General features: G+C 71.1%; 30 protein-coding genes. 18 read left to right on the top strand and 12 right to left on the bottom strand.

Going from position 1 to position 19,764, the window contains the following annotated elements:
• Positions 1 to 74: 74 nt before the first annotated feature.
• Genes KBY90_RS00495 through KBY90_RS00520 form a run of 6 tightly spaced genes read left to right on the top strand, consistent with a single transcriptional unit; the run spans position 75 to position 2,955 of the window.
• Positions 75 to 605 carry a hypothetical protein gene (locus KBY90_RS00495; RefSeq protein ID WP_254966437.1) on the top strand — a complete coding sequence of 177 codons (531 nt, stop codon included), beginning with the start codon at positions 75 to 77 and terminating at the stop codon, positions 603 to 605.
• Positions 602 to 1,021, top strand: coding sequence for a hypothetical protein (locus KBY90_RS00500; RefSeq protein ID WP_254966438.1), 420 nt, complete (start codon positions 602 to 604; stop codon positions 1,019 to 1,021). Before KBY90_RS00495 ends, KBY90_RS00500 begins: the two co-directional genes overlap by 4 nt.
• A complete protein-coding gene (locus KBY90_RS00505) occupies positions 1,018 to 1,506 on the top strand; it encodes a GspH/FimT family protein (protein WP_254966439.1) in 489 nt (162 codons plus the stop codon). The genes KBY90_RS00500 and KBY90_RS00505 overlap by 4 nt, the downstream gene beginning before the upstream one ends.
• Positions 1,506 to 2,132 carry a prepilin-type N-terminal cleavage/methylation domain-containing protein gene (locus KBY90_RS00510; RefSeq protein WP_254966440.1) on the top strand — a complete coding sequence of 209 codons (627 nt, stop codon included), beginning with the start codon at positions 1,506 to 1,508 and terminating at the stop codon, positions 2,130 to 2,132. The genes KBY90_RS00505 and KBY90_RS00510 overlap by 1 nt, the downstream gene beginning before the upstream one ends.
• 44 nt (positions 2,133 to 2,176) lie before the next feature.
• Positions 2,177 to 2,503 carry a hypothetical protein gene (locus KBY90_RS00515; protein ID WP_254966441.1) on the top strand — a complete coding sequence of 109 codons (327 nt, stop codon included), beginning with the start codon at positions 2,177 to 2,179 and terminating at the stop codon, positions 2,501 to 2,503.
• Entirely contained in the window at positions 2,500 to 2,955 is a 456-nt protein-coding gene (locus tag KBY90_RS00520) for a type II toxin-antitoxin system YhaV family toxin (RefSeq protein WP_254966442.1), read from the top strand. Before KBY90_RS00515 ends, KBY90_RS00520 begins: the two co-directional genes overlap by 4 nt.
• A gap of 42 nt (positions 2,956 to 2,997) precedes the next feature.
• Here the strand turns inward: KBY90_RS00520 and KBY90_RS00525 are convergent, their stop codons facing one another.
• From KBY90_RS00525 to KBY90_RS00535, 3 genes are all read right to left on the bottom strand, one after another.
• A complete protein-coding gene (locus tag KBY90_RS00525; RefSeq protein ID WP_254966443.1) occupies positions 2,998 to 4,578 on the bottom strand; it encodes a class I SAM-dependent methyltransferase in 1,581 nt (526 codons plus the stop codon).
• Positions 4,579 to 4,593: 15 nt separating this feature from the next.
• Positions 4,594 to 5,187 (bottom strand): hypothetical protein, encoded by a 594-nt coding sequence (locus tag KBY90_RS00530; RefSeq protein ID WP_254966444.1) that lies wholly within the window; start codon positions 5,185 to 5,187, stop codon positions 4,594 to 4,596.
• 992 nt (positions 5,188 to 6,179) lie between these two features.
• A complete protein-coding gene (locus KBY90_RS00535) occupies positions 6,180 to 6,602 on the bottom strand; it encodes a type IV pilin protein (RefSeq protein WP_254966445.1) in 423 nt (140 codons plus the stop codon).
• A 164-nt stretch (positions 6,603 to 6,766) separates the two neighbouring features.
• On the opposite strand from KBY90_RS00535, the gene KBY90_RS00540 reads away from it, so the two are divergent.
• The 3 genes from KBY90_RS00540 to KBY90_RS00550 all read left to right on the top strand — a co-directional run bounded on the left by KBY90_RS00540 (position 6,767) and on the right by KBY90_RS00550 (position 8,793).
• A complete protein-coding gene (locus KBY90_RS00540) occupies positions 6,767 to 8,071 on the top strand; it encodes a sensor histidine kinase KdpD (RefSeq protein WP_254966446.1) in 1,305 nt (434 codons plus the stop codon).
• Between the two features lie 66 nt (positions 8,072 to 8,137).
• On the top strand, positions 8,138 to 8,389 hold the full coding sequence (locus tag KBY90_RS00545) for an AbrB/MazE/SpoVT family DNA-binding domain-containing protein (RefSeq protein WP_254966447.1): 252 nt from the start codon (positions 8,138 to 8,140) through the stop codon (positions 8,387 to 8,389).
• Positions 8,389 to 8,793: a type II toxin-antitoxin system VapC family toxin gene (locus KBY90_RS00550; protein WP_254966448.1), complete on the top strand. Its 405-nt coding sequence runs from the start codon at positions 8,389 to 8,391 to the stop codon at positions 8,791 to 8,793. The genes KBY90_RS00545 and KBY90_RS00550 overlap by 1 nt, the downstream gene beginning before the upstream one ends.
• Here the strand turns inward: KBY90_RS00550 and KBY90_RS00555 are convergent.
• The 8 genes from KBY90_RS00555 to KBY90_RS00590 form a co-directional block, all read right to left on the bottom strand.
• Positions 8,768 to 9,472, bottom strand: coding sequence for a response regulator transcription factor (locus KBY90_RS00555; protein WP_254966449.1), 705 nt, complete (start codon positions 9,470 to 9,472; stop codon positions 8,768 to 8,770). The genes KBY90_RS00550 and KBY90_RS00555 overlap by 26 nt on opposite strands.
• A gap of 124 nt (positions 9,473 to 9,596) precedes the next feature.
• Positions 9,597 to 9,857, bottom strand: a complete 261-nt coding sequence (locus KBY90_RS00560) for a hypothetical protein (RefSeq protein ID WP_254966450.1) — start codon at positions 9,855 to 9,857, stop codon at positions 9,597 to 9,599.
• A 128-nt stretch (positions 9,858 to 9,985) separates the two neighbouring features.
• Positions 9,986 to 10,177, bottom strand: coding sequence for a hypothetical protein (locus tag KBY90_RS00565; RefSeq protein ID WP_254966451.1), 192 nt, complete (start codon positions 10,175 to 10,177; stop codon positions 9,986 to 9,988).
• Positions 10,164 to 10,421, bottom strand: coding sequence for a nucleotidyltransferase family protein (locus tag KBY90_RS00570; RefSeq protein WP_254966452.1), 258 nt, complete (start codon positions 10,419 to 10,421; stop codon positions 10,164 to 10,166). The genes KBY90_RS00565 and KBY90_RS00570 overlap by 14 nt, the downstream gene beginning before the upstream one ends.
• 56 nt (positions 10,422 to 10,477) lie before the next feature.
• Complete coding sequence (locus tag KBY90_RS00575) at positions 10,478 to 10,870, bottom strand: type II toxin-antitoxin system VapC family toxin (RefSeq protein WP_254966453.1); 393 nt, start codon at positions 10,868 to 10,870, stop codon at positions 10,478 to 10,480.
• Positions 10,870 to 11,115, bottom strand: a complete 246-nt coding sequence (locus KBY90_RS00580; protein ID WP_254966454.1) for a hypothetical protein — start codon at positions 11,113 to 11,115, stop codon at positions 10,870 to 10,872. The genes KBY90_RS00575 and KBY90_RS00580 overlap by 1 nt, the downstream gene beginning before the upstream one ends.
• 85 nt (positions 11,116 to 11,200) lie before the next feature.
• Positions 11,201 to 11,653 (bottom strand): TA system VapC family ribonuclease toxin, encoded by a 453-nt coding sequence (locus KBY90_RS00585; protein ID WP_254966455.1) that lies wholly within the window; start codon positions 11,651 to 11,653, stop codon positions 11,201 to 11,203.
• Positions 11,650 to 11,889, bottom strand: a complete 240-nt coding sequence (locus tag KBY90_RS00590) for a hypothetical protein (protein WP_254966456.1) — start codon at positions 11,887 to 11,889, stop codon at positions 11,650 to 11,652. Before KBY90_RS00590 ends, KBY90_RS00585 begins: the two co-directional genes overlap by 4 nt.
• Before the next feature lie 112 nt (positions 11,890 to 12,001).
• Here KBY90_RS00590 and KBY90_RS00595 point away from each other — a divergent pair, with 112 nt between their 5' ends.
• From KBY90_RS00595 to KBY90_RS00625, 7 genes are all read left to right on the top strand, one after another.
• Positions 12,002 to 12,424, top strand: coding sequence for an MAPEG family protein (locus tag KBY90_RS00595; RefSeq protein ID WP_254966457.1), 423 nt, complete (start codon positions 12,002 to 12,004; stop codon positions 12,422 to 12,424).
• 81 nt (positions 12,425 to 12,505) lie between these two features.
• Positions 12,506 to 13,702: an MBL fold metallo-hydrolase gene (locus tag KBY90_RS00600; RefSeq protein ID WP_254966458.1), complete on the top strand. Its 1,197-nt coding sequence runs from the start codon at positions 12,506 to 12,508 to the stop codon at positions 13,700 to 13,702.
• Between the two features lie 41 nt (positions 13,703 to 13,743).
• The gene (locus KBY90_RS00605) at positions 13,744 to 13,989 is read left to right on the top strand and encodes a hypothetical protein (protein WP_254966459.1); all 246 of its coding nucleotides are present in this window, start codon (positions 13,744 to 13,746) and stop codon (positions 13,987 to 13,989) included.
• Positions 13,986 to 14,369, top strand: coding sequence for a type II toxin-antitoxin system VapC family toxin (locus KBY90_RS00610; RefSeq protein WP_254966460.1), 384 nt, complete (start codon positions 13,986 to 13,988; stop codon positions 14,367 to 14,369). The genes KBY90_RS00605 and KBY90_RS00610 overlap by 4 nt, the downstream gene beginning before the upstream one ends.
• 174 nt (positions 14,370 to 14,543) lie before the next feature.
• Positions 14,544 to 15,368, top strand: a complete 825-nt coding sequence (locus KBY90_RS00615; protein WP_254966902.1) for an ABC transporter permease — start codon at positions 14,544 to 14,546, stop codon at positions 15,366 to 15,368.
• A gap of 36 nt (positions 15,369 to 15,404) precedes the next feature.
• Positions 15,405 to 16,898, top strand: coding sequence for a 1-acyl-sn-glycerol-3-phosphate acyltransferase (locus KBY90_RS00620; RefSeq protein WP_254966461.1), 1,494 nt, complete (start codon positions 15,405 to 15,407; stop codon positions 16,896 to 16,898).
• A gap of 45 nt (positions 16,899 to 16,943) precedes the next feature.
• Entirely contained in the window at positions 16,944 to 17,273 is a 330-nt protein-coding gene (locus tag KBY90_RS00625; RefSeq protein WP_254966462.1) for a hypothetical protein, read from the top strand.
• Here KBY90_RS00625 and trmH read toward each other — a convergent pair.
• Positions 17,204 to 17,893, bottom strand: coding sequence for a tRNA (guanosine(18)-2'-O)-methyltransferase TrmH (gene trmH, locus KBY90_RS00630; protein WP_254966463.1), 690 nt, complete (start codon positions 17,891 to 17,893; stop codon positions 17,204 to 17,206). The genes KBY90_RS00625 and trmH overlap by 70 nt on opposite strands.
• 103 nt (positions 17,894 to 17,996) lie before the next feature.
• On the opposite strand from trmH, the gene KBY90_RS00635 reads away from it, so the two are divergent.
• Both KBY90_RS00635 and KBY90_RS00640 read left to right on the top strand, forming a co-directional pair.
• Positions 17,997 to 18,383 (top strand): MGMT family protein, encoded by a 387-nt coding sequence (locus KBY90_RS00635; RefSeq protein WP_254966464.1) that lies wholly within the window; start codon positions 17,997 to 17,999, stop codon positions 18,381 to 18,383.
• The gene (locus tag KBY90_RS00640) at positions 18,349 to 19,764 is read left to right on the top strand and encodes a 16S rRNA (cytosine(967)-C(5))-methyltransferase (protein ID WP_396122495.1); all 1,416 of its coding nucleotides are present in this window, start codon (positions 18,349 to 18,351) and stop codon (positions 19,762 to 19,764) included. Before KBY90_RS00635 ends, KBY90_RS00640 begins: the two co-directional genes overlap by 35 nt.

Raw genomic sequence — 19,764 nt, forward strand, 5'->3', positions numbered from 1 at the left:
TGTGAATGCCAGGCTGTTTTTCCCAGTGGCGGGTCCGTCGAGGCCGCTGCCATCACCCGCCCACAGAGGCGGGATTGTTGTTGCCGCTGGCGATGAATGTGGCGCTGCTGCTGATGCTCAGCAGCCTGCTGCTCCTCACCCTGGCGCTGCAAAGCCGCTTGCAGGCGGCGGTGCAGCGCCAGCGCCGTCTGGCGGAAGACCAGCTGATGAACGTCGCCCAGCTGTGGGCCGGTCGTGTGCAGCGCGGCTGCCCGCAGGCGCTGGCGCTGGCCGCCGGCGACTGGCACCGGCAACCCTGGAGCGGCCAGGCGGGCTGCGCCGCCCTGGAGGCCGGTGAGGGCTACCGGCTGGTGAGTTATGTGCCGGGCCCTGTGGCTGGAGAGGCCGGCGGCCCCGATCAGGGCACCGGCGATCTGGTGCTGGAACTCACCGGCACCGGCACCGGCACCGGCACCGACACCGCGCCGCGGGGTGCCTTCGCGCTGCACTGGCGGCGGGAGCTGCCTGGCGACGACACCCCCGCCGGCCCGCCGCAGCTGGTGGGCATCGAGGAGCGGGGCCTGCGCGCCTCGGCCGGCGAGGCGGGCGGGGAGGTGACGCCATGAACCTGGTGGAAGTGCTGGTGGCCGGCAGCCTGGTGCTGGGTTCGGCCACCGGATCGCTGGGGATCTGGGCGCGCAGCGCCCACTCCAGCCTCGACGCTGACCAGCTGCTGCGCCAGCAGCGCGAAGCCGACGCCGCCCTGCTGGCGGTGCAGGCGCGGCTGCAGGCCCTGGCGGCCCGGCAACCTGCCGCCGGCGGCCCCGCGCCGGCCACCTGTCCGCAACCCGCTGAGCTGCTGCCCGCGCCGTCGCCCCGCGACGCCGCCGCTGCCGGCGCCGATCCAGAGCTCGCCCTCGTGGCCGATGGCTCCGGCCGGATCGTCACGGCCACGGTGCAGGCCGGGGAGGGACAGCCGCGCACACGCCGCTTCGATCTGGCGGTGTATGGGCTCTGCGCCCCCGCGGGAGGGACGTCATGAAGCGGGCCATGGGGCGCCGCAGCTGTGCTCAGGGGTACACCCTGCCGGAGCTGCTGGTGGCGGTGCTGGTGCTGGGACTGCTGCTGGCGGTGGGGTTGTACACGGGCCAGGGGTTCGTGGCCCGCCAGCGGGTGGAGGTGGCGGCGCGGGAGCTGGCGATGGCGATCGAGCGCGAGCGCGATCTGGCCCTGCGCCAGGGCCGGCCGCGCAGCCTGTCGGTGGACGGGCCGGGCGGACTGCTGGACGCGGCCCAGGTGGCGGGCGGCCGGGTGGAGCTGCGCCACAACCTGCCGCGGCAGCTGCGCTTCAGCGCCAACGGGCTGCTTCTCGACGGCGGCACGGTGGTGGTGGCCACCGCCGGCACGGACCTGCGCCGCTGCCTGGTGATGGCCTTGCCAGTGGGGGTGCTGCGTCTGGGTCGCGAGCAGGCTGCGGCCGGCGGCGGCGTCAGCGCCGCCAGCTGCGTGCGCGATGAGGCGGCGTGATGGCGCACTCTCTCGCGTTCGCTGGCCGGGATCGCCGCCCGGGCGGCTTCACCCTGGTGGAGCTGCTGGTGACGCTGCTGCTCGGTGGCCTGGTGAGCGCCGCGCTGCTGCAGCTGCTGGTGGGCGACCTGCGCCACGTGGGCCGGCTGGGCCGCTGGCTGCGGGAGCGGCAGGCGGGCGAGCGGGCCCTGGAGCTGATGCGCGGCGAGCTGCAGCGGGCCGAGGCGGTGACGCTTCAGGCCGCCGTGGTGCCGCTGCCGGTCGGCTGCAGCCTGGCGGGTCGCGATTTCGTGCTGCAGCTCCAGGGCCGCAACCGCAGCGGCCAGAGCGTGGCGGTGCTCTACAGCCGCGGCGCGGCGCCCTCCGCGATCTGGCGCGGGGACGTGCTGATGCGTTGCGGCCCCGCCTACGGGCTCGACGGCGAGTGGAGCGACGGCACGGCCGTGTCGCGGGTGCTGATCGATGCCCTGCCGCCCCGGGATGGCTTCCGGGTGGTGGGCACGGCGCCGGGGGTGCTGAGCCTGGAACTCACGCGCCAGCTGGCCGATGGCCAGACGATCCGCCAGGAGCAGGTGGCGCCGGCCCTGCCGGAGCCGCTGGAGCCCACGCCCAGCGAGCAGCCGTAGAGTTGGACTAACGCCTTGTAAGTCCGCCTTTTCGGCCTGGTTCCATGCCCACGTCTCCCTACCGCGTCACGCCGGCCCGGATCGGCAACTCCTCCGGGCTGCGCCTGCCGGCGGCCTTCTACCGCGATCACCCCCAGTTCGCGGGAGCCTCAGGGCAGGTGGAAGTGCTCAGCGACACCACGCTTCTGCTTCGGCTTGAACCCTCCCAGGACCAGCAGGACAACGAGGAGGAAAGTCTGATGCTGCGGCTGTTTCTCGACTTTCTCAGCCGTGAAGCGCTCGCTGCCGAATCTGGGCCCGTCTTCTACACCGAAGCCATGGCCACTGAAGACGAGGAACTGCTCGCCGGCGTTCACACCGAGACGGAATGAGCCGGAACCTGGTGCGCCATGGCTGGGACATCGCCTTCCACCCTCAGCTGTTCGCGCGTCAGTACACCGAGCTCAAGGTTGACGCGATCCGCCTCAAGCGTCAGCTCGATCCCCACAGCTTCAGGCAACACCCCAAGGTGAACTTGCTGGCAGCGGTGATGGAAGGGATAACGGAGCACATCGCCGCCGATCCTTATTCCAGCCGCTTTGCTCTGCGTGGTCCGTTGCGGCGTTACGGGCGCCTGAAGGGCTTGGGCCTTCCCGATTGCTACCGCCTGTTTTTCAGGCCGTTCGAGCGGGAGGAGCGGCGCGTGCTCCTCATCCTCTGGCTCGGCTTCCCACGCAAGGAAGGCGACCGCAGCGACTGCTACGCGGCATTCACACGCATGGTGAGCCGCGGCGACCTGCCCGACACCTGGGAGAGCCTGCAGGCTGAGCTCGACCGGGCCTGAGCATCGGTGTGGTGGGGGGTTGAGCTCCTGCAGCCAGGCTGATCAGCCCCCCACCACCCCCAGGCTCTGCAGCCAGGCCAGGCCCTGCTTCTCGAGCTGGGTGGCCTGCTGCCGGAGGGCCTTGAGCTGGGCCGACTCCTGGGTGAGCGGTTCGCCCTTCCTGCCGGGGATCACGGCGCCGGCGCCGAGCAGGGCGCCGCGCACCAGGGTGGCGAGCAGGTCGCCGCTCAGGCCGGCGGCCAGGCCCTGGGCCAGCAGCTGCTCGCTGAGGCTGATCCACACGCCGTTGCCGATGCGTGGTGAGCCCACCCAGGTGTAGGGGGCGCCGGCTTCGCGCAGTTCGCCGATGCGCTGGTTGGCGGCCTGCACGCCGGCCAGGGCCGCCTCGCCGGCCTCGCCGCGGTCGAGGCCGATGCGGTTCCAGGTGAGCAGGAAGGCCGCCAGCTGGGCCAGTTCCGCCGGCTCGATGCCGGCGGCCACCGCCCAGGCGCCCAGCTCCAGGGGGCCGTCGGCTTCGGCCAGGGCTGCTTCGGCGCGGCGGTACACGTCCGTGTCGCCGCGCACGGTGCCGTAGCTGGTGCTGAATTCGTAGCTCTCCAGCGGCCGGGGCAGCTGCAGGCGGAAGCGCAGGGCGCCGAGCCGGCCCAGCCGCTCGGCGGGGGTGAGCCGCTGGCTGCCGCGGCAGAACACGTCGCGCCGGAACGACTGGTTCACGGCGATGTCGATCAGGGTGGCGCGCACGGTGGGGTTGGGTTCGCCCTCCAGCAGTTGGCGCAGCTCGGCCGGCAGCAGGCCCGGGAACAGTTCGGTGAGGGTGGCGGTGGTGAGCGGGCTGAGCTTGTGGGCGGCGCAGCGCTCGTGCATCTCGGCCACATAGAGCGGCTGCCAGCCGTCGTTGGCGTATTCCTGGCTCACGTAGCGCGGGTCTTCCCGCTCGTGCTGCGCCAGCAGGCCGGCCATGCCGGGAAAGGAGCGCCCGAAGGGCGTGTTCGGCGCGTTGGGATCACCGAGCAGGGCGCGCTGGGTGGCGATCGCCCAGCGGATCGGCGCCTGGGGATCGGCCGGATCGCAGCGCTGGCGCTGCAGGCGGATCAGCTGATGCAGGGCGCTGCGGCTCAGCCAGCCGGGGTGGGTGTTGTAGGAGCAGTAGAAGAGCCCATCGGGCCCCAGTGAGGCGGACGCCACCGCCAGCAGGGCCTGCTGCACCAGCTCCACCACCCAGGTGGCCACGCCGTGGCTCACCACATAGGCGAAGGGCTCACTGCCCAGGAGCTCGCGGCGGGCGGCGGGATCGCGCTGCAGCTCGAGCAGGTCGGCCTCGTGCAGCTGCAGGTTTGCGAGGCCGAGCCGCTGGGCCAGGCCGCGGCCGTGGGCGATGTGCTGGGGATGGAAGTCCACCCCGATGAACTCCCCTTCCGGATAGAGCGCCGCCATCAGGGCGATGTGGAAGCCCATGCCGCAGCCCAGATCGAGGTAGCGGAAGGGTTCGCCCTCCCGCTGCCGCGGCGGCGCGGCGCCCTGCATCAGCGCCGCGAAATCCAGCCAGCTGGGGGCGGTTTCGCGGAAGAACCCGGCGGTGTACACGTCCTGCGTGAAGTAGCCGTGGCTCCAGGTGGGGGTCATGGGGTGGGTGGCGCGTCAGTCGTCGATGTCATGGCAGAGGAAGGAGCCGTCGGGACGCCACACCAGATTGCCCTGATTGGCGCCGGTGCGGGCGATCGCGCTCCAGTAGCGCATCCGATCGGTGCCGAAGGTGAAGGAGAGCAGCACCAGCGGCGGATCGGAGCTGCCGGGTGCGGTGGAATGCACGAACTTGTCGCCGAACAGGATCGCCTTGCCCGTCCGGTAGGCATAGCGGCCGATGCTGCCATCGGTTTTCTTGTAGATCAGGGCTGCGGGCTTGTCGCCCATCTGCAGGGGTGTGATCAGGGTGAAGGCCTGGTGCTGGGTGTCGAACCAGTCCTCGTGGAAGTTGGGGGCGATGTAGTGGCTGCGGCGCACCAGGAACCCGGAATAGAGGCGGGGTGCGTGCTTGAGGTCGAGCAGCGGCCGCACCGCCCGCGCCGGATCCAGGGCGTCGAACACCTGCCTGTAGACGCGGAACATCGCCAGGCTGTTGGGCGAGATCCACTCGATGTCGCTGTTCCAGGACGGACACTGAACGTTGAACTCCGGGTCGTGCCGATAGCGGTCGAGGTGGGGCCGCAGGGGCTCCATCAGCGTCGGATCCACGTCGACCTCCAGCACATTCAGCGCATCCAGCTCTCAGTTTTGGAGAGGGATCACGGAGCCCGGGAGACGAGAGCGGAGGTGGTGAGGGGGCTGGAATGGGGTGCCATCTGACTAAAGGTGCCCAGCAACCGTGGCGTCTCGGAGCGCGTCGGCAACAGGGTCAGCACGGGCGCGATCCATTGGCTCAGAAAGGCCGAGTGGGGGAACAGCTGCAGTACTGCCGGCGCTTGTATAAAGACGGATGGCGAACGGATGGTCAAACCAGTAAATGTTGAAGGCGTACCACACGACATGGCCAGTTAGTGACCAACCGTTAATGTCTTGTGGCTGACCGCCACCCAATAGATAGGGACAATCTAGATGATGTAACCCGTTTCAGCGATGTTGATCCTGCTGGCGCGCTGGCGTTCAGGCAGGGGCTTAGGGCTGGAGCCTGAATAGAGCATTAAATCAACAAATCAACAACTGGCCACTGGCGGCAGACAGGTCGAGCGTATATCGATGCCGGGCTGCTGATCGCCGGTGTTGTTCACCAGTAGATTCCTGTGATGAAGGGAGATGGTGACGACGAACAACAGCACAAGTACGGGCCTTGTACGCCAGCCCAGGCTACTGATTAACCCCAGTAATCCATGGGTGACGAGCAAAAGGATCTGGAAGCCCGTATTATCGCAGGTGAAGTGACGCGACCAGGGCCAGCCTGGATGCAGGGCCGGGTTAGTGCGGGGGCGCACTACTTAAGAGGAGTGCAGCAACTCCACAACGGTAAGCCGCCGGTGGCGCCCACCATGGTGATCAGACCGAGGACGATGCGCAGGAGTTGCAGGGAGCGTGGGTCAAGCCGCAGGAGCTCGAGCCAGCGGGGTTGGCGATGGTGGCGTGAGAGGAGATTGAATTTAGCCAGTGGGGCGGGAAAGGGCGCTTCTGCTCGATCAGCAAAAAGCAGCCCGTAGGCTGCTTTTAGTATGCTTGTTGATTGACTACAATGCCAATCAGGTCCCATCCCCGATGACGACTGCGCCGTTTGCCTGGACTGTCGCTGACCTTGTTGCTGGTTGAGATCCCCCTGATCCAGCGACGACTGTAAAGGTGGCAGGCGTAACAGTGCCGTCGGCAGCAGCTACGCATGTTGAATTAGCCCCGTCAGTAAGTGCTACTCTGTCCCCGTCGACAATGTCGTCTATGGAAAAATCTGCTTCTGGCACTACTAGATTGGCTGCACAAGCTTTGGCAAGGGCTGTTGCCGCTGTTTGTGCTACTGCTTCATTGGCCCGGCCGATTTGATTGATATAAGCCTGATATCCTACGGCTCCCAGTACGCCGAGGATCACAATCACAACCAGCAGTTCGATCAGGGTGAAGCCGTTGCTGGTGGCGGCCTGGAGCCGGTTGCGCTTGTTGAGCAGATGCAGCAACAGCTGCTTGCGGCTCGAAGCATGAAGTCTGATCATTGCCTGTGTGGTGCAACTCTTTGCTTTCTAATCCTGCAGGGATGGGTTGAACCTGCTGGTGTTGCAAGGACTCGCTGAGAAGTGGCTGAGAAGCTGGTCCAGCGCCGCTTCAGCCATAACCTGCGCCCATGAGCCGCCCCCGTTCCCTGCGTGAGCGCCTGCAGACCACCACCTTCCTGGCGGTGCTGGCCGGCTACGGGGTGCTGCTGCTGCTCAACAATGGACTCCAGGTGCTGCAGCGGCGGTCCGCCCATGCCCAGCTGGTGGCGGCGGTGTGGCAGGAGCTGGACGCCGGCAGGCTGGAGCTGCCTGCCGCGGGAGTGCTGCCCTTGCCCGGGGGCGATGAACTGCGGCGGGTGGGCCCCTCTGCCGTGCAACCGCCACGGATTGAGCGGGTGGCTGGCGAGCGCTGGCTGGTGAGCGCCGGTTCGGGGCTCGAGGTGCGCCAGAACGTGTCCGCCGTGCTGGAGGCCGAACGCCGCGGGCAGTGGCTGCTGGTGGCCGTGGCGGGCTTCTCCAGCCTGATCACCAGTGCCCTGCTGCGGCCGGTGCTGCGCGATGGCCTGTCGGGCCCCCTGGAGGTGCTCAGCCAGGCCCTGGCCAGCGCCGAGCCGGACGCCGCCGCCCGGCAGGAGCTGATCGCGGTGGCTGATCAGCCGACCGAGCTGCGGCCGATCGCCAATGCCTTCAACGCCCTGCAGCGCCGCCTGGCGGCCGGCCGCGAGGAGCAGCGCACCTTCATCGATGGCGTGGCCCATGAGCTGCGCACGCCGCTCACCCTGATCAGCGGCAACGCCCAGCGGCTGGAGCGCCTGCTGGCTGGCACCACGCCCGAGGCCAACGGGGCGCCACTGCCGCCACTGCTCCAGGCCGGCCGGGCTATCCATGCCGAGGCCGACCGCATCACGCGGCTGGTGCGCGATCTGCTCGATCTGGCCCGCCGCGACGGCGACCGCCTGGAACTGCGGTCCCTGCCGTTCGATGCCGGGGATGCCCTGCTGGCGGCCTACGAGCGCCTGGAAACCCTGGCCGTCGGCCGGCTGCGGCTGCAGGCGCCTGACGCCGATGCCGATCTGCGGGTGCGGGCCGATCCGGAACGCCTGGGCCAGTGCCTCACCAACCTGGTGGAGAACGCCCTCAAGTACGCCCCCGCCCCCACGCCGGTGGAGCTGGCCGTGGAGCGCCGCCACGACAGCGTGGTGCTGCACGTGCGCGACCACGGCCCCGGCGTGGCTCCTGGAGAGCGGGAGGGGATCTTCGAGCTGTTCCGGCGCGGCACGGCCGCACCACTGGCCTCCTTGAGCGGCAGCGGCATCGGCCTGGCGATGGTGCGGCTGCTGATGGAGCGCATGGGCGGCACGGCCCAGGTGGCCGACGCCCCCGGCGGTGGCGCCGACTTTCAGCTGCTGCTGCCGGCGCTGTGCACGGTGTGAAGCAGTGGCTGCTTCCCTCTGAGGTCTTTGCCTTACGCTTGTAAGCCAGTCCTGGGGGTTCTGCTCATGGATGCCTTGCTCACCCTCTCCTCCAAGGGCCAGCTGGTGATCCCGGCTCGTCTGCGCAAGCTGCTCGGGCTGCAGCCTGGTGACCGCCTCGCCCTGAGCATCGAGCCTGATGGGCTCCGCCTCACCCCCCAGACGATGGGCAAAACCTCCACGGCCCGTGAGCTGATCGGCTGCTCAGGCTATGCAGGGCCTCCCGTGCCCCTGGAGCGGATGGATCCTGCCCTCTATGCGGAACGTCCCCAGCTCTGATGAGCCTTCCCGTCGCTCTCGACACCAATCTGCTGGTGAGGTTCCTCACCAATGACGATCCTCAGCAGGCCGCGACAGTGGCGGATCTGATCGATGCCAGCGCCGGTTGCTTCGTGCCGATCACCGTGGTGCTGGAGCTGGAGTGGGTGTTGCGCGGCGCCTACAAGCTGCCGCGCGAGGCGGTGATTCGTGCCTTCGAGGGGCTGATGGCGATCCGCCAGGTGCACCTGGAGCAGGAGGAACTGGTGCGCCGCGTCCTGGAGTGGCACCGGCAGGGGGTGGACTTCGCCGATGCCCTCCACCTGGCCCGCAGCGAGGGTTGCGAGGCTCTGATCAGTTTCGACCGCTCCCTGGTCCGTCAGGCCGCTGATCTCTCCCTCAAGCCCCAGGTTCTTGAGCCTTGAGCATGAAGCCCACGCCGCGCACGGTGTGAATCAGCTTGGCCTCGCCGGGCAGCTCGATCTTGCGGCGCAGGTAGCGGATGTACACATCCAGCAGGTTGTCGTCGCCGATGAAGGGGCTCCCCCACACCGCCTCCAGCAGGTCCAGCCGCTCCTGCACCCGGTTGGGCTGGCGCAGCAGCTGCAGCAGCAGGTCGTATTCGCGCACGGTGAGATGGATCGGGCGACCGCCCCGGCTTACCTCCCGCCCGGCGGTGTTCACCTCCAGATCGGCGAAGCGCAGCACCTCGCCGGCAGAGTCGCCGCTGCCGTTGCGCCGCAGCCGCGCCCGCACCCGCGCCAGCAGTTCCTCGATCGAGAACGGCTTGGTGAGGTAGTCGTCGGCACCGGCATCGAGGGCCTCCACCCGCTCGCTCACCGCGTCGCGGGCCGTGAGCATCAGCACCGGCGTGGTGATGCCGCCGGAGCGCATGCGCCGGCACACCTCCAGGCCGGAGAAGTCCGGCAGGGTCCAGTCGAGCAGCACCAGCTCCAGCCCGCCCTCACGGATGCGCGTGAGCGCCTCCTGGCCCGTGCGCGCCGTCTCCACCCCGTGCCCCTCGGCCTCGAGCTCGCCGCGCAGGAAGCGGCGCAGCTCCGGGTCGTCGTCGACGATCAGCAGGTTGGGCGGCGGCGGGCTCACGGGCGTCGCGGTTGTGCTCCACAAGTTTGCTTACCGGCAAGCTGGTGACAGGTGGCGATGCAACCGTGCTTGAGGAAGCCGTTCAGGCTTTCAACGTTCAGGACATCCCCACCGCCGTTGAGTACTACGCACCACCTGCATGGCTGCGCTCGTGCACAGCAGTGGGGTGTCCGCTCCGCCTGCAGCTGCTGGTGTTGATCAGCGCGACGATCTCGTTGGCGTCTTCCTTGAGGATCCGGTAATTGCGGCCATCGGAGCAGCAGCGCATCTGCGCTTCCTGATAGGCCCAGTACTCCAGCTTGGCCCTGCCTTGCGGCCGCCATCCATCCGGATGCAGCGCTTCGATCACAAACATGGTTTCCATAAACGGAACACGCTGCTCCAATCAAGCGATGCCCGCTGCGGTGAATCGAAACCAACCAGGTGTCTTCGGGATCACGCAGCTGAGATGGCGATGGCCGCGCTGAACTGGAAGACGACGGGCGGCGTTTCGACCTCCTGCGCCACAGGTGCCTACCTGCCAGTGCCCGCGGCCTCCACCACAGCCTGGCAGTCGGCCAGCAACTGTTCGATTGCTTTCAGCAGCTCCTGCCGCGGGGCTGGAAGGGGGAATGGCCCCTCCTCGTAGCGAGCCTCCACCGCGTAGGTCTGCAGCTCCCGCAGGGCCGGATCGAGGTGCAGGGCGGCGTCCTCAGCCGGTGACATACAGCACCCGCCCCTCGCGCGCCACATCTCCCATCACGTGCCACCGCGACCCCGCCAACCGCTCGGCGCAGATCACCGCGAGGTCGAGGTCGGATTCCGAGTGGGCGTCGCCCCGGGCGCGGGATCCGAACGCCACAAGCGCCCGCACGCCGGCCGTGAGCGCCTCAGGCTCCAGCCCCGGGCCCAGGTCCACTCGGGCCGGCAAGGGCTGGGGACGCGTCCAGGGCAGGGTGGCGGTGGCCATGACCCAACGCTATTGCCCCGCTGAGGCTTTCAGCCGGCCATGGCGATCGTGGCCCGTCAGGGCAGCACCTGGCTCGCCAGGAGCTGGAGTCGTCGGTCAGCCGTCAGCAGGCGGGCGGCCTGGCGTCGGGCCAGGGCGAGATAGAGGCAGTCGTACACGGGGTGGTTCAGATGGCAGGCCAGGGCCAGGGCCTCCACCTGGAGGCTTCGGTCGGGTTCGATGGCATCCACCAGCTCCCGCGCATCCGCCAGCAGCACCTGAGGATCGACGTGCTGGAGGGCGTTCGATCGCTGCAGTTTCCAGAGGACATTGGCCACTTCGGTGAGCATCAGCTCTGGAGCCAGCACCAGGGCCGCTTGTTCGATCTGATCACCCCAGTCGTCCTGGCCGCAGGTGTTGGTCACCAGCCTCACCGCAACCGAGGCGTCGAGCACCAGCACCGACGTCATCAGCGCTCGCGGTCTGCGCGGATCAGTTCCTCTGGCGGTTCATCCCAGTGCATGGGAGGAATCCGCTGCCAGCGCTCCTGAATGCGTTGCAGAACCTGACGCCGGCGCGCCCGGGGGTCGCCGCCCACCAGTGCTTCCAGATCCACAAGGGCCTGCTGGCTGAGACTGCGTTTCTGCGTGCGGGCCCGTTGCATGAGTAACTGGCGCAGGGGCTCAGGCACATCGCGGATCTGCAGAGATGCCATGGAGTTCATGCACCGCCACCCTCTGACCATAGCGCATGCAAAACGCATGTCTTTGGCTGCGGATCTGGATGGAAATCGGATCCGTTCAATCCAGCCGCAGCCAGGTGAGCCCCGCAAACCGGTTGAATCCCTGGTCGAAGGTCACCAGCCGCAGACCCTCGCTGATGGCCAGAGAGGCCAGATGGGCATCGGTGCACTGCCGATGACTCAGGCCTGGCTCTCGCACCAGGGCATGAAACACATCCCAGGCGCGCCCTTCCGCTTCGCTGAAGGACACCCCGGGCTGGGCTGCCAGCTCCTTCAGCACCGCCGAGGCCTGCGCTGGCGTGTGAACCAGCTCTCCCATCACCCTGGGCTGACACAGCAGACGCACCAGGCCGAGGGCTGTGACCGTGCAGAACCGCACCTCACCTGCGGCCAGCTCCTCCCAGTAGCGCACCGCTGTCTGGTGATGGACGTGGCCCGTGCAGGTGAGGGCCAGCCACACGTTCAGGTCGGGGAGATCGGTGGCTGGGGCGTCGGTGGTGCCGGGGCTCATTCCTCCAGAAGGGCCGCCAGCCCGGCGTTGCTGAGCTGACCGGCAGGGGTCGTCAGTGGCCCTTCCACCCTGGGCAATGTGGCTGCGGAACGGCGACCGGCGCTTGCGGATGACGGTTGATCGAGGCCCCGTTCCACGAAGAGGCGGAGCAACTGCTTGAGCGAGAGGCGTTCGTGGGCCGCCCGTGCCTTGAGCCTGGCGAACAGGGGATCCGGCAGATCGAGGGTGGTGCGCATCGCGATCGCTGGCTCCCTGGTGCGCGCGTGATGCGCATCTTAATGCGCATCTTTTGCTGGCTTGCCGCAGCCCCGCGAGCGGCGGGCATGCTGGGTTGGTCGCCCGCCCGTCATGCCGCTCCCCCTGCCCGTGCTGCCCGCCCAGGTGCCGGTCCTGCCGGCCCTCGTCACCCTGCTGGCCCTGCTGCTGTATCAGGCCACCGGCCTGCTGGTGGGGCGGGCCCGCTTCCGCCATGGCGTCAAGCCGCCGTCCAGCGACGGCCCCGAGCCCTTCCAGCGCGCCCTGCGCGTGCAGCAGAACACCCTCGAGCAGCTGGTGTTCTTCCTGCCCTCGCTGTGGCTGGCGGCCCTGCTGGCCAGCGCCCGCTGGGCCAGCCTGCTGGGCTTCATCTGGGTGGGCGCCCGGGTGGCCTACGCCGCCGGCTACCTGCAGGCCCCCGAGAAGCGCGGGCCGGGCTTCGGCATCAGCTTCCTGGCGGGTCTGGTCCTGTGGGTGATGGCCCTGGTGGGCGTGCTGCGGGTGCTGGGGGGCTGAAGCGGCGTCTGACCACTGGGAGGCACGGCGGCGCCAGCGGGGCGGCATCCTGAAACCGCCGCCCAGCCGCCTGCAGCCGCCATGCGTCGCCTTCCTCTGCTCACCGCCCTGACCGTGCTGGTGGCCCTGCTGCTGGGGATGCCGGGCTGGCGGCCGGGTTTGGCGCAGACCCAGGCTCCTGCACCCGCCACGCCCGCACCGGCCACCCCAGCTCCCGCCGCACCCGCCGCTCAGCCAGCTGCACCGGCACCGGCACCCGCTCCCGCTCCGGCAGCCGCCACTCCCGCCGCTCCTGCCACAGCGGCGCCTGCCCCCGCAGCCAACCCCAAGCCGGTGACCTCGGCGGTGGTGCGCGGGGCCGTGGGGGTGATCACCAGTGATGGCGCCAACATCGGCGTGCTCAGCGGGCCCGGCGGCGTGCTGCTGGTGGATGGCGGCTACGCCCGCCAGGCCGAGGCGATCCGCACCGCCATCGCCGCCCTGGCCAGTCCGCCGGCTGCGCCCAGCGTGCCCCCCGCTCCGCCCTCACCCCCCAAACCCGCCGCCACCAAGCCGGCGCCCGCAACCGCGCCCGCAACAGCCGCGCCCCCGCCGCCGGCCCCCAAGGCCGCCACCCCCCAGCCGGCGCCCTCACCCCGGCTGCTGGTGAACACCCACTTCCACGCCGACCACACCGACGGCAACGCCGGGTTCGCCGCCACCGGCGCCGTGATCGTGGCCCACGAGAACACCCACCGGCGCCTGGCTGAAGGCACCATGCTCGAGGCCTTCGGGCTCGTGACCCCGCCCGCCGCCGCCACCGCCCTGCCGCCCGTCACCTTCGAGCGCGACCTGCGCCTGCGGCTCAACGGCGAGATCATCGACCTGCTGCACCTACCGGCCGCCCACACCGACGGCGACGTGATCGTGCGCTTCCGCAACGCCGATGTGATCCACACCGGCGACGTGTGGTTCAACGGCATGTACCCCTTCATCGACACCCGCCACGGCGGCACCCTCGCCGGCGCCATCGCCGGGGTGGACCGCCTGCTGCTGCTGGCCGGCGAGGACACCCGCCTCATCCCCGGCCACGGCCCCGCGGTGGGCAGCCGCGCCGAGCTCGTCGACTACCGCCGCATGCTGGCCACCGTGCAGCAGCGCCTGGTCGCCCTCAAGGCCCAGGGCTTCACCCTGCCCCAGGCGATCGAGGCCCGCCCCCTGGCCGACCTGGAGGCCACCTGGGGCCAGGGGATGTTCAGGGGCGACCGCTGGCTGGAGCTGATCTGGAACGGGGTGTGAGCGGGGGCAGATCGCTAGGATGCTTGCACTGAGCTTGCTTCATGCCAGCAAACGCCGCGACGCCCGGGAAAACCCTCTACCTCCGCAACGTGCCGCTCGAGGTGGTCGAGCGGCTGGAGTGGCTGGCGGCCCGGGCCGGCCTCTCCCTCACCGCCTTCGCGGTGCGGGAGTTGGAGGAGGCCTCCCGCCGGGCTGACAACGCCGCCCTCCTCGATGGACTCGCGCATACCAGCGTGCCCACCGACGCGATCGTGCAGGCCCTCGCCGCGGAGCGGGCCGAACGGTGATCGTGGTGGACGCCTCGGCGGTGGTGGACGCCCTGCTGCACGCCGGCCCGGCACGCAGACTCCTGCGGGAGGAGACGCTGGTCGCCCCGCACCTCCTCGATGTGGAGGTGGCCTCGGTGCTGCGGCGCCTCGACCTGCGCAGAGTCCTGCCTGGCGACCTGCCGGTGGATCCCCTGGCCGTGTACCGCCGCCTTGGCATCCGTCGCTTCCCCCATGCCCCACTCCTGGGGCGGGTGTGGCAACTGCGCCCAAACCTCAGCGCGTACGACGCCACCTATGTGGCCCTTGCCGAAGCGCTGGGCTGTGCCCTGCTCACCGCTGACCGGCGGCTGGCCGCAGCGCCGGGACCCCGCTGCCCGATCCAGCGGCTCCCCGGCTGAGGCACGCAGGCTGGCCTCGACGTTGCCCCGCCCCGCCCCGCTTGGCAGGATCGGCCCGTCACCCTGCCGGCGCGAGGCCTGATGTCCGATTCACCGCCGCCGGGTCCAACAGCGCCTGCTGCAGCGCCCGCCCCCCCCTGGTGGCGCGCCCGCCCCGCCAGCCTCTCGGGCCGCATGGCCCGCTGGGGGGTGATCATCGTGGCGGTCTACGTGCTGGTGGCGCTGCTGACGCCGCTGCTGGTGTCGGCCGGGCTGCTGCCCGATCCCAACGCCGGCCTCGACAACCTCATCTACGCCACGCCCTCGCCGGCCCACTGGTGCGGCACCGACCGCCTCGGCCGCGACGTGTGCGTGCGCACCCTCTCGGCCAGCGGCGTGGCGCTGCAGGTGGTGCTGCTGGCCCTGGTGACGGCGCTGGTGATCGGCGTGCCGCTGGGGATGGTGAGCGGCTACCTGGGCGGCTGGGTCGACCGCCTGCTGGTGCTGCTGATGGACACCCTCTACACCCTGCCGGTGCTGCTGCTCTCGGTGGTGCTGGCTTTCCTGCTCGGCCGCGGCCTGCCCAACGCCGCCGCTGCCCTGTGCGTGGTGTACATCCCCCAGTACTTCCGCGTGGTGCGCAACCAGAGCGCCCAGGTGAAGGCCGAGCTCTACGTGGAGGCCGCCCGCTCCCTGGGCGCCGGGCCGCTGTGGATCCTGCGCCGCTACCTGTTCCGCAACGTGATCACCTCGGTGCCGGTGCTGCTCACCCTCAACGCCGCCGACGCCGTGCTGGTGCTCGGCGGCCTCGGTTTCCTCGGCCTCGGCCTGCCCGAAACCATCCCCGAGTGGGGCGGTGACCTGCAGCAGGCTCTCACCGCCCTGCCCACCGGCATCTGGTGGACCGCCCTCTATCCCGGCCTGGCGATGTTCGTGCTGGTGCTGGGGCTGTCGTTCCTGGGCGAGGGTCTGGAGAGCTGGCTGAGCGGCTCCGGCCAGGCCGCCCGTGCCGCCCGCTGATTCCACCCGCTGCCCCTTCCCCGTCCCGTTTCCGCCATGGCTGCGCAGCGCACCGCCCGGGTGCAACCGCCGCTGGCGCCGATCCCGCCGGCCTACCGGCCCGAGGTGCTGCGGCTGGTGTATGCCCTGCTGCCGCTGCTGCTGCGCTGGCGGCTGGTGGGCTGGCTGCCGGCGGGCATCACCCGCCTGGAGCTCGTGAACGGCGCGCCGCTGTTCCACCTGCTGGAGCAGTTCCGGCAGGGGCGCTGCCGCCTGCTGCTGGCCTTCCGCCACAGCGCCGTGGACGATCCCCTCTGCGGCCTGTGGCTGTTCTCGCGCGGGTTGCCGCCGGCCCTGCGGCCCCAGCCGGTGCACTTCCTCTACGACCGCGGCATGCCCCTGTGGGCCGGCCGTCCCCTGGGCTGGCTGCTCTCCCGGCTGGGCGGGGTGTCGCTGCGGCGCGGCCGTCACCCCGACTGGAGCGCCCTGCGCCAGGCCCGGGCGCTGATGCGCGATGGCCCCTTCCCGTTCGCGGTGGCGCCGGAGGGGGCCACCAACGGCCTGGGCCACGGGCTCGGCCCCCTGGAGCCCGGCAGCGCCCGGCTGGCCCTCTGGTGCCGCGACGACCTGCGCCGCGCCGGCCGCGCCGAGACGGTGTGGATCGTGCCGATCGGCATCCAGTACCGCTATCCCGATGCCCCCTGGCCGCGCCTCGAGCGTCTGCTGGGGCGGCTGGAGCGGCAGATGGGCCTGCCACCGCTCCCACTGCCACCGCTGCCACGGCCACCGTCATCTGCAGCGGCCGGCGCCAGCGGCTTTCCCGGCGCTGACCCGCTGCCGGAGCGCTGCCGGCAGCGGCTGCTGCGGCTGGGCGAGCACCTGCTCAGCGCCCTGGAGGGCTTCTACGGCCGCTTCGGCGAGGGCGAGGGCGAGCGCAGCGGCGAAGGCGAGCGCACTGGCGAAGGCGATGGCCGGCCGCGGCGGGCGGACCAGGCGGACCACTGCGACGGCCGCATCGCTGGGTTGCAGGACCGCGTGCTGCGGCTGGCGGAAGCGCGGCTGGCGGTGCGCGCGGCCGGCACCGCCCCAGACCGTTGCCGCCGCCTCGAGGAGGTGGCCTGGCGCTGGATCCACCGCGAAGACCTGCCCCCCCGCCGCCGCCTGGCCCCTCTGCAGCGCTTCCTCGCCGACCGGGCCGCCGCCGAGGCCTCCCTGGCGCTGCAGCACATGCGGCTGGTGGAAACCTTCGTGGCCGTCTCCGGCGGCTACCTGGGCCGGCCCGGCGACGGCTCCGCGGGGGGCGGCCCGCCTGAGTTCGAGCGCTGCGCCGACATCGCCCTGCTGCTCCACGACGGTCTGGCCCGGCTGAGCGGCGGCGCCCTGCCCGCCCGTCCGCGTCTCGGCCGCCGCCATGCCCGCCTGGTGGTGGCCGAGCCCATCCGCGTGGACGAGCCGCTGCCCGCCAACCCGGCGGCGGACGGCCCCACCCGCCGGCAGGTGGAGGGGCTGTCCGCCCAGCTCGAGGAGCGGCTGCGCGGCTGCCTGCCCTGAATCCCGCCCGCCGGCCTGCGCCAGAATCGGGGTGTTGCTGCGGCGGTGGAGGACACCATGCCCTGGTGGCTCGACCTGGTGCTGCTGGTGAGCGGAATCGCCCTGCTCTGGAACAGTCGCCGCGAGCCCGACGACGTGTGGCGGCTGCTGCAGATGCTGATCGGCGCCGTCGCCGTGGCGGTGGTGCTGCTGAGCGGCCGGCAGGTGCCACTTGAGCTGATGGCCCTCGGCTTCGCCCTCTGGTTGCCGAGCAGCACCTGTCCGCACCTCTGGAGCCGCGGAAGCCTGCAGCTTCCGCCTGCCCCTCAGCAGCGCAGCCGCAGCGTGCGCGGCAGATCCTCCGCGATGGCCCCTTCGGCGTCGAGGGCCGGGTAGTCGCGGCCCTGAGCGCGGCACCAGGCGGCTACCTCCGGGTAGGCCCACTCGAACAGTTGGCGCCGGTAGCGCTCCGGCCCCACCCCCTCGCCGGCCTCCGGCACCAGCCCCGCCGCCTGGCGCTGCCGCAGCGCTTCGAACAGCAGCGTGGCGGCGGCCACGCTCACGTTCAGGGACTGCACCATGCCCCGCATCGGGATGATCACGGGCTGGTCCACCAGGGCCGCGGCCTCCGCGCTCAGACCCCACTTCTCCGCCCCCAGCACGAAGGCCGTGGGCCCGGTGAAGTCGCACTGGCGGTAGTCCACGGCCTCGGCGCTCAGGTGCGTGCCGTAGAGCCGGAAGCCCTGGCCCTTGAGCGCCGCCAGCGCCGCGGCGCTGCCGGCGTGCAGGTGCAGCGGCACCCATTTCTGGCTGCCCTGGGCGGTGCTGTTGAACGTGGGCAGGCGCCCCTCCAGACACACCGCGTGGGCCTCCAGCACCCCGACCGCGTCGCAGCTGCGCAGGATCGCCGAGAGGTTGTGGGGCTTCTCCACCTGCTCCAGCAGCACCGTGAGATCGCCCATGCGCCGGTCCAGCACGGCCCGGAGGCGCTCGAAGCGGCGTGGCAGCAGCGGCATGGGACGGTCGCGGCAGGGTGTGGCTTGGGTCTTCGCAGTCTGCAGATGCGGCAGTAGGACAGCTGCCGAGACCACTCCCGCCGCTGCGCCGGCGGTCTGCGCGATGTCCGGCGCCTCGCCCCGTGCCCAGGCCAGCTTCGATCAGCGCGTGTACGCGGCGGTGGCGCTGGTGCCTCGCGGCCGGCTCGCCACCTACGGCCAGATCGCCGAGCTGATCGGCGCCTACGGCTGCGCGCGCCAGGTGGGCTGGGCGCTGCGGCGCCTGGCGCTGCCCTCGCCCGTGCCCTGGCACCGGGTGGTGAACGCCCAAGGCCGCATCAGCTTCACCCCCAGCCGCGAGGGCAGCGACTGGATCCAGCGTCAGCTGCTGCTGGAGGAGGGGATCGCGGTGGACGAGGCGGGCCGGCTGCCGCTGAGGCGCTATCTGTGGGTGCCGCCCGACGTGCCGCCGTCCCCTGTCCGCCCCCCTGCCGCCCCACCTCCCGGCTGACCGCGCCGCCATCGGCCTGGAGCCCCGTCGGCTGGCCTGGCAGGTGCTGCTGGCCGTGGCCGGCGGCGCCTACGCCGATCTGGCCCTGGAGCGGGAGCTGCAGCGCTGCGACCTGCCCCCCGCCGACCGGGCCCTGGCCACCGAGCTGGCCTACGGCGCCATCCGCCAGCGGCGGCTGCTGGACGCCTGGCTCGACGCCCTGGGCCGGGTGCCGGCGGCCCGCCAGCCCCCGAAGCTGCGCTGGCTCCTGCACCTGGGCGCCTACCAGCTGCTGTTCAGCCGGGGGGTGCCGGCCGCGGCGGCGGTGAGCACCAGCGTGGAGCTGGCCAAGCGCACCGGTCTGGCCCGGCTGGCGCCGGTGGTGAACGGGATGCTGCGCCAGCTGCTGCGACGCCGCCAGGAGCTGGTGCCTGCGCCCGAGCCCGGGGTCGAGCCCTGGCGCGGCCTGCCGCTGCCTGAGAACGCCGCGGCCAGCCTGGCCCTGCGCCATTCCCTGCCGCCCTGGCTGGCGGAGCTGCTGCTGCAGTGGCTGCCTTCCGAGCGGGCCGAGGCCTTCGGGCGGGCCTGCAACCAGCCGCCGCATCTGGATCTGCGCGTGAACCGGCTGCGCGGCAGCCGTGAGGCCCTGCTGGGCCACCTGGCCGCGGCGGCCGTGGCGGCCGAGCCGCCCATGGGTGAGGGGCTGGAGCAGGCCATCACCCTGCGCGGCCGGGTGGGCGATCCCCGCCAGCTGCCCGGCTATGCCGAGGGCCGCTGGTGCGTGCAGGACCGCAGCGCCCAGCGCATCGCCCCCCTGCTCGATCCGCGCCCGGGGGAGCGGCTGCTGGACGCCTGCGCCGCCCCCGGCGGCAAGAGCACCCACCTCGCCGAGCTGATGGAGGATCAGGGGGAGGTGTGGGCGGTGGACCGCTCTGCGGGACGGCTGCAGCGCCTGGAGCGCAACGCGGCGCGGCTGGGGCTGCGCTGCATCCAGAGCCTGGCGGCCGATGCGGCCGAGCTGGCGGCCCTCAGACCCGACTGGCACGGACGCTTCGACCGTGTGCTGTTGGATGTGCCCTGCTCGGGGCTGGGCACCCTGGCCCGCCATGCCGACGCCCGCTGGCGCATCGAGCCGGCGGCGGTCGCCGAGCTGGCAGTCCTGCAGCGCCGGCTGCTGGAGGGGGTGCTGCCGCTGCTGCGGCCGGGCGGGGTGCTGCTCTACGCCACCTGCACCGTGCACCCGGCCGAGAACGGCGAGCTGATCGATGCCTTTCTCGCCGATCACCCCGGCTGGCGGCAGGAGCTGCGGCAGCAGTGGTGGCCCGGTGACGGCGAGGGTGACGGGTTCTTCGCGGCCCGGCTGCTGGCCCCGGGCGCGGCTGGGCCGTCAGCCAGGGCCTGA

The organism is Cyanobium sp. CH-040, assembly GCF_024346135.1.
Taxonomy (GTDB): Bacteria; Cyanobacteriota; Cyanobacteriia; order PCC-6307; family Cyanobiaceae; genus NIES-981.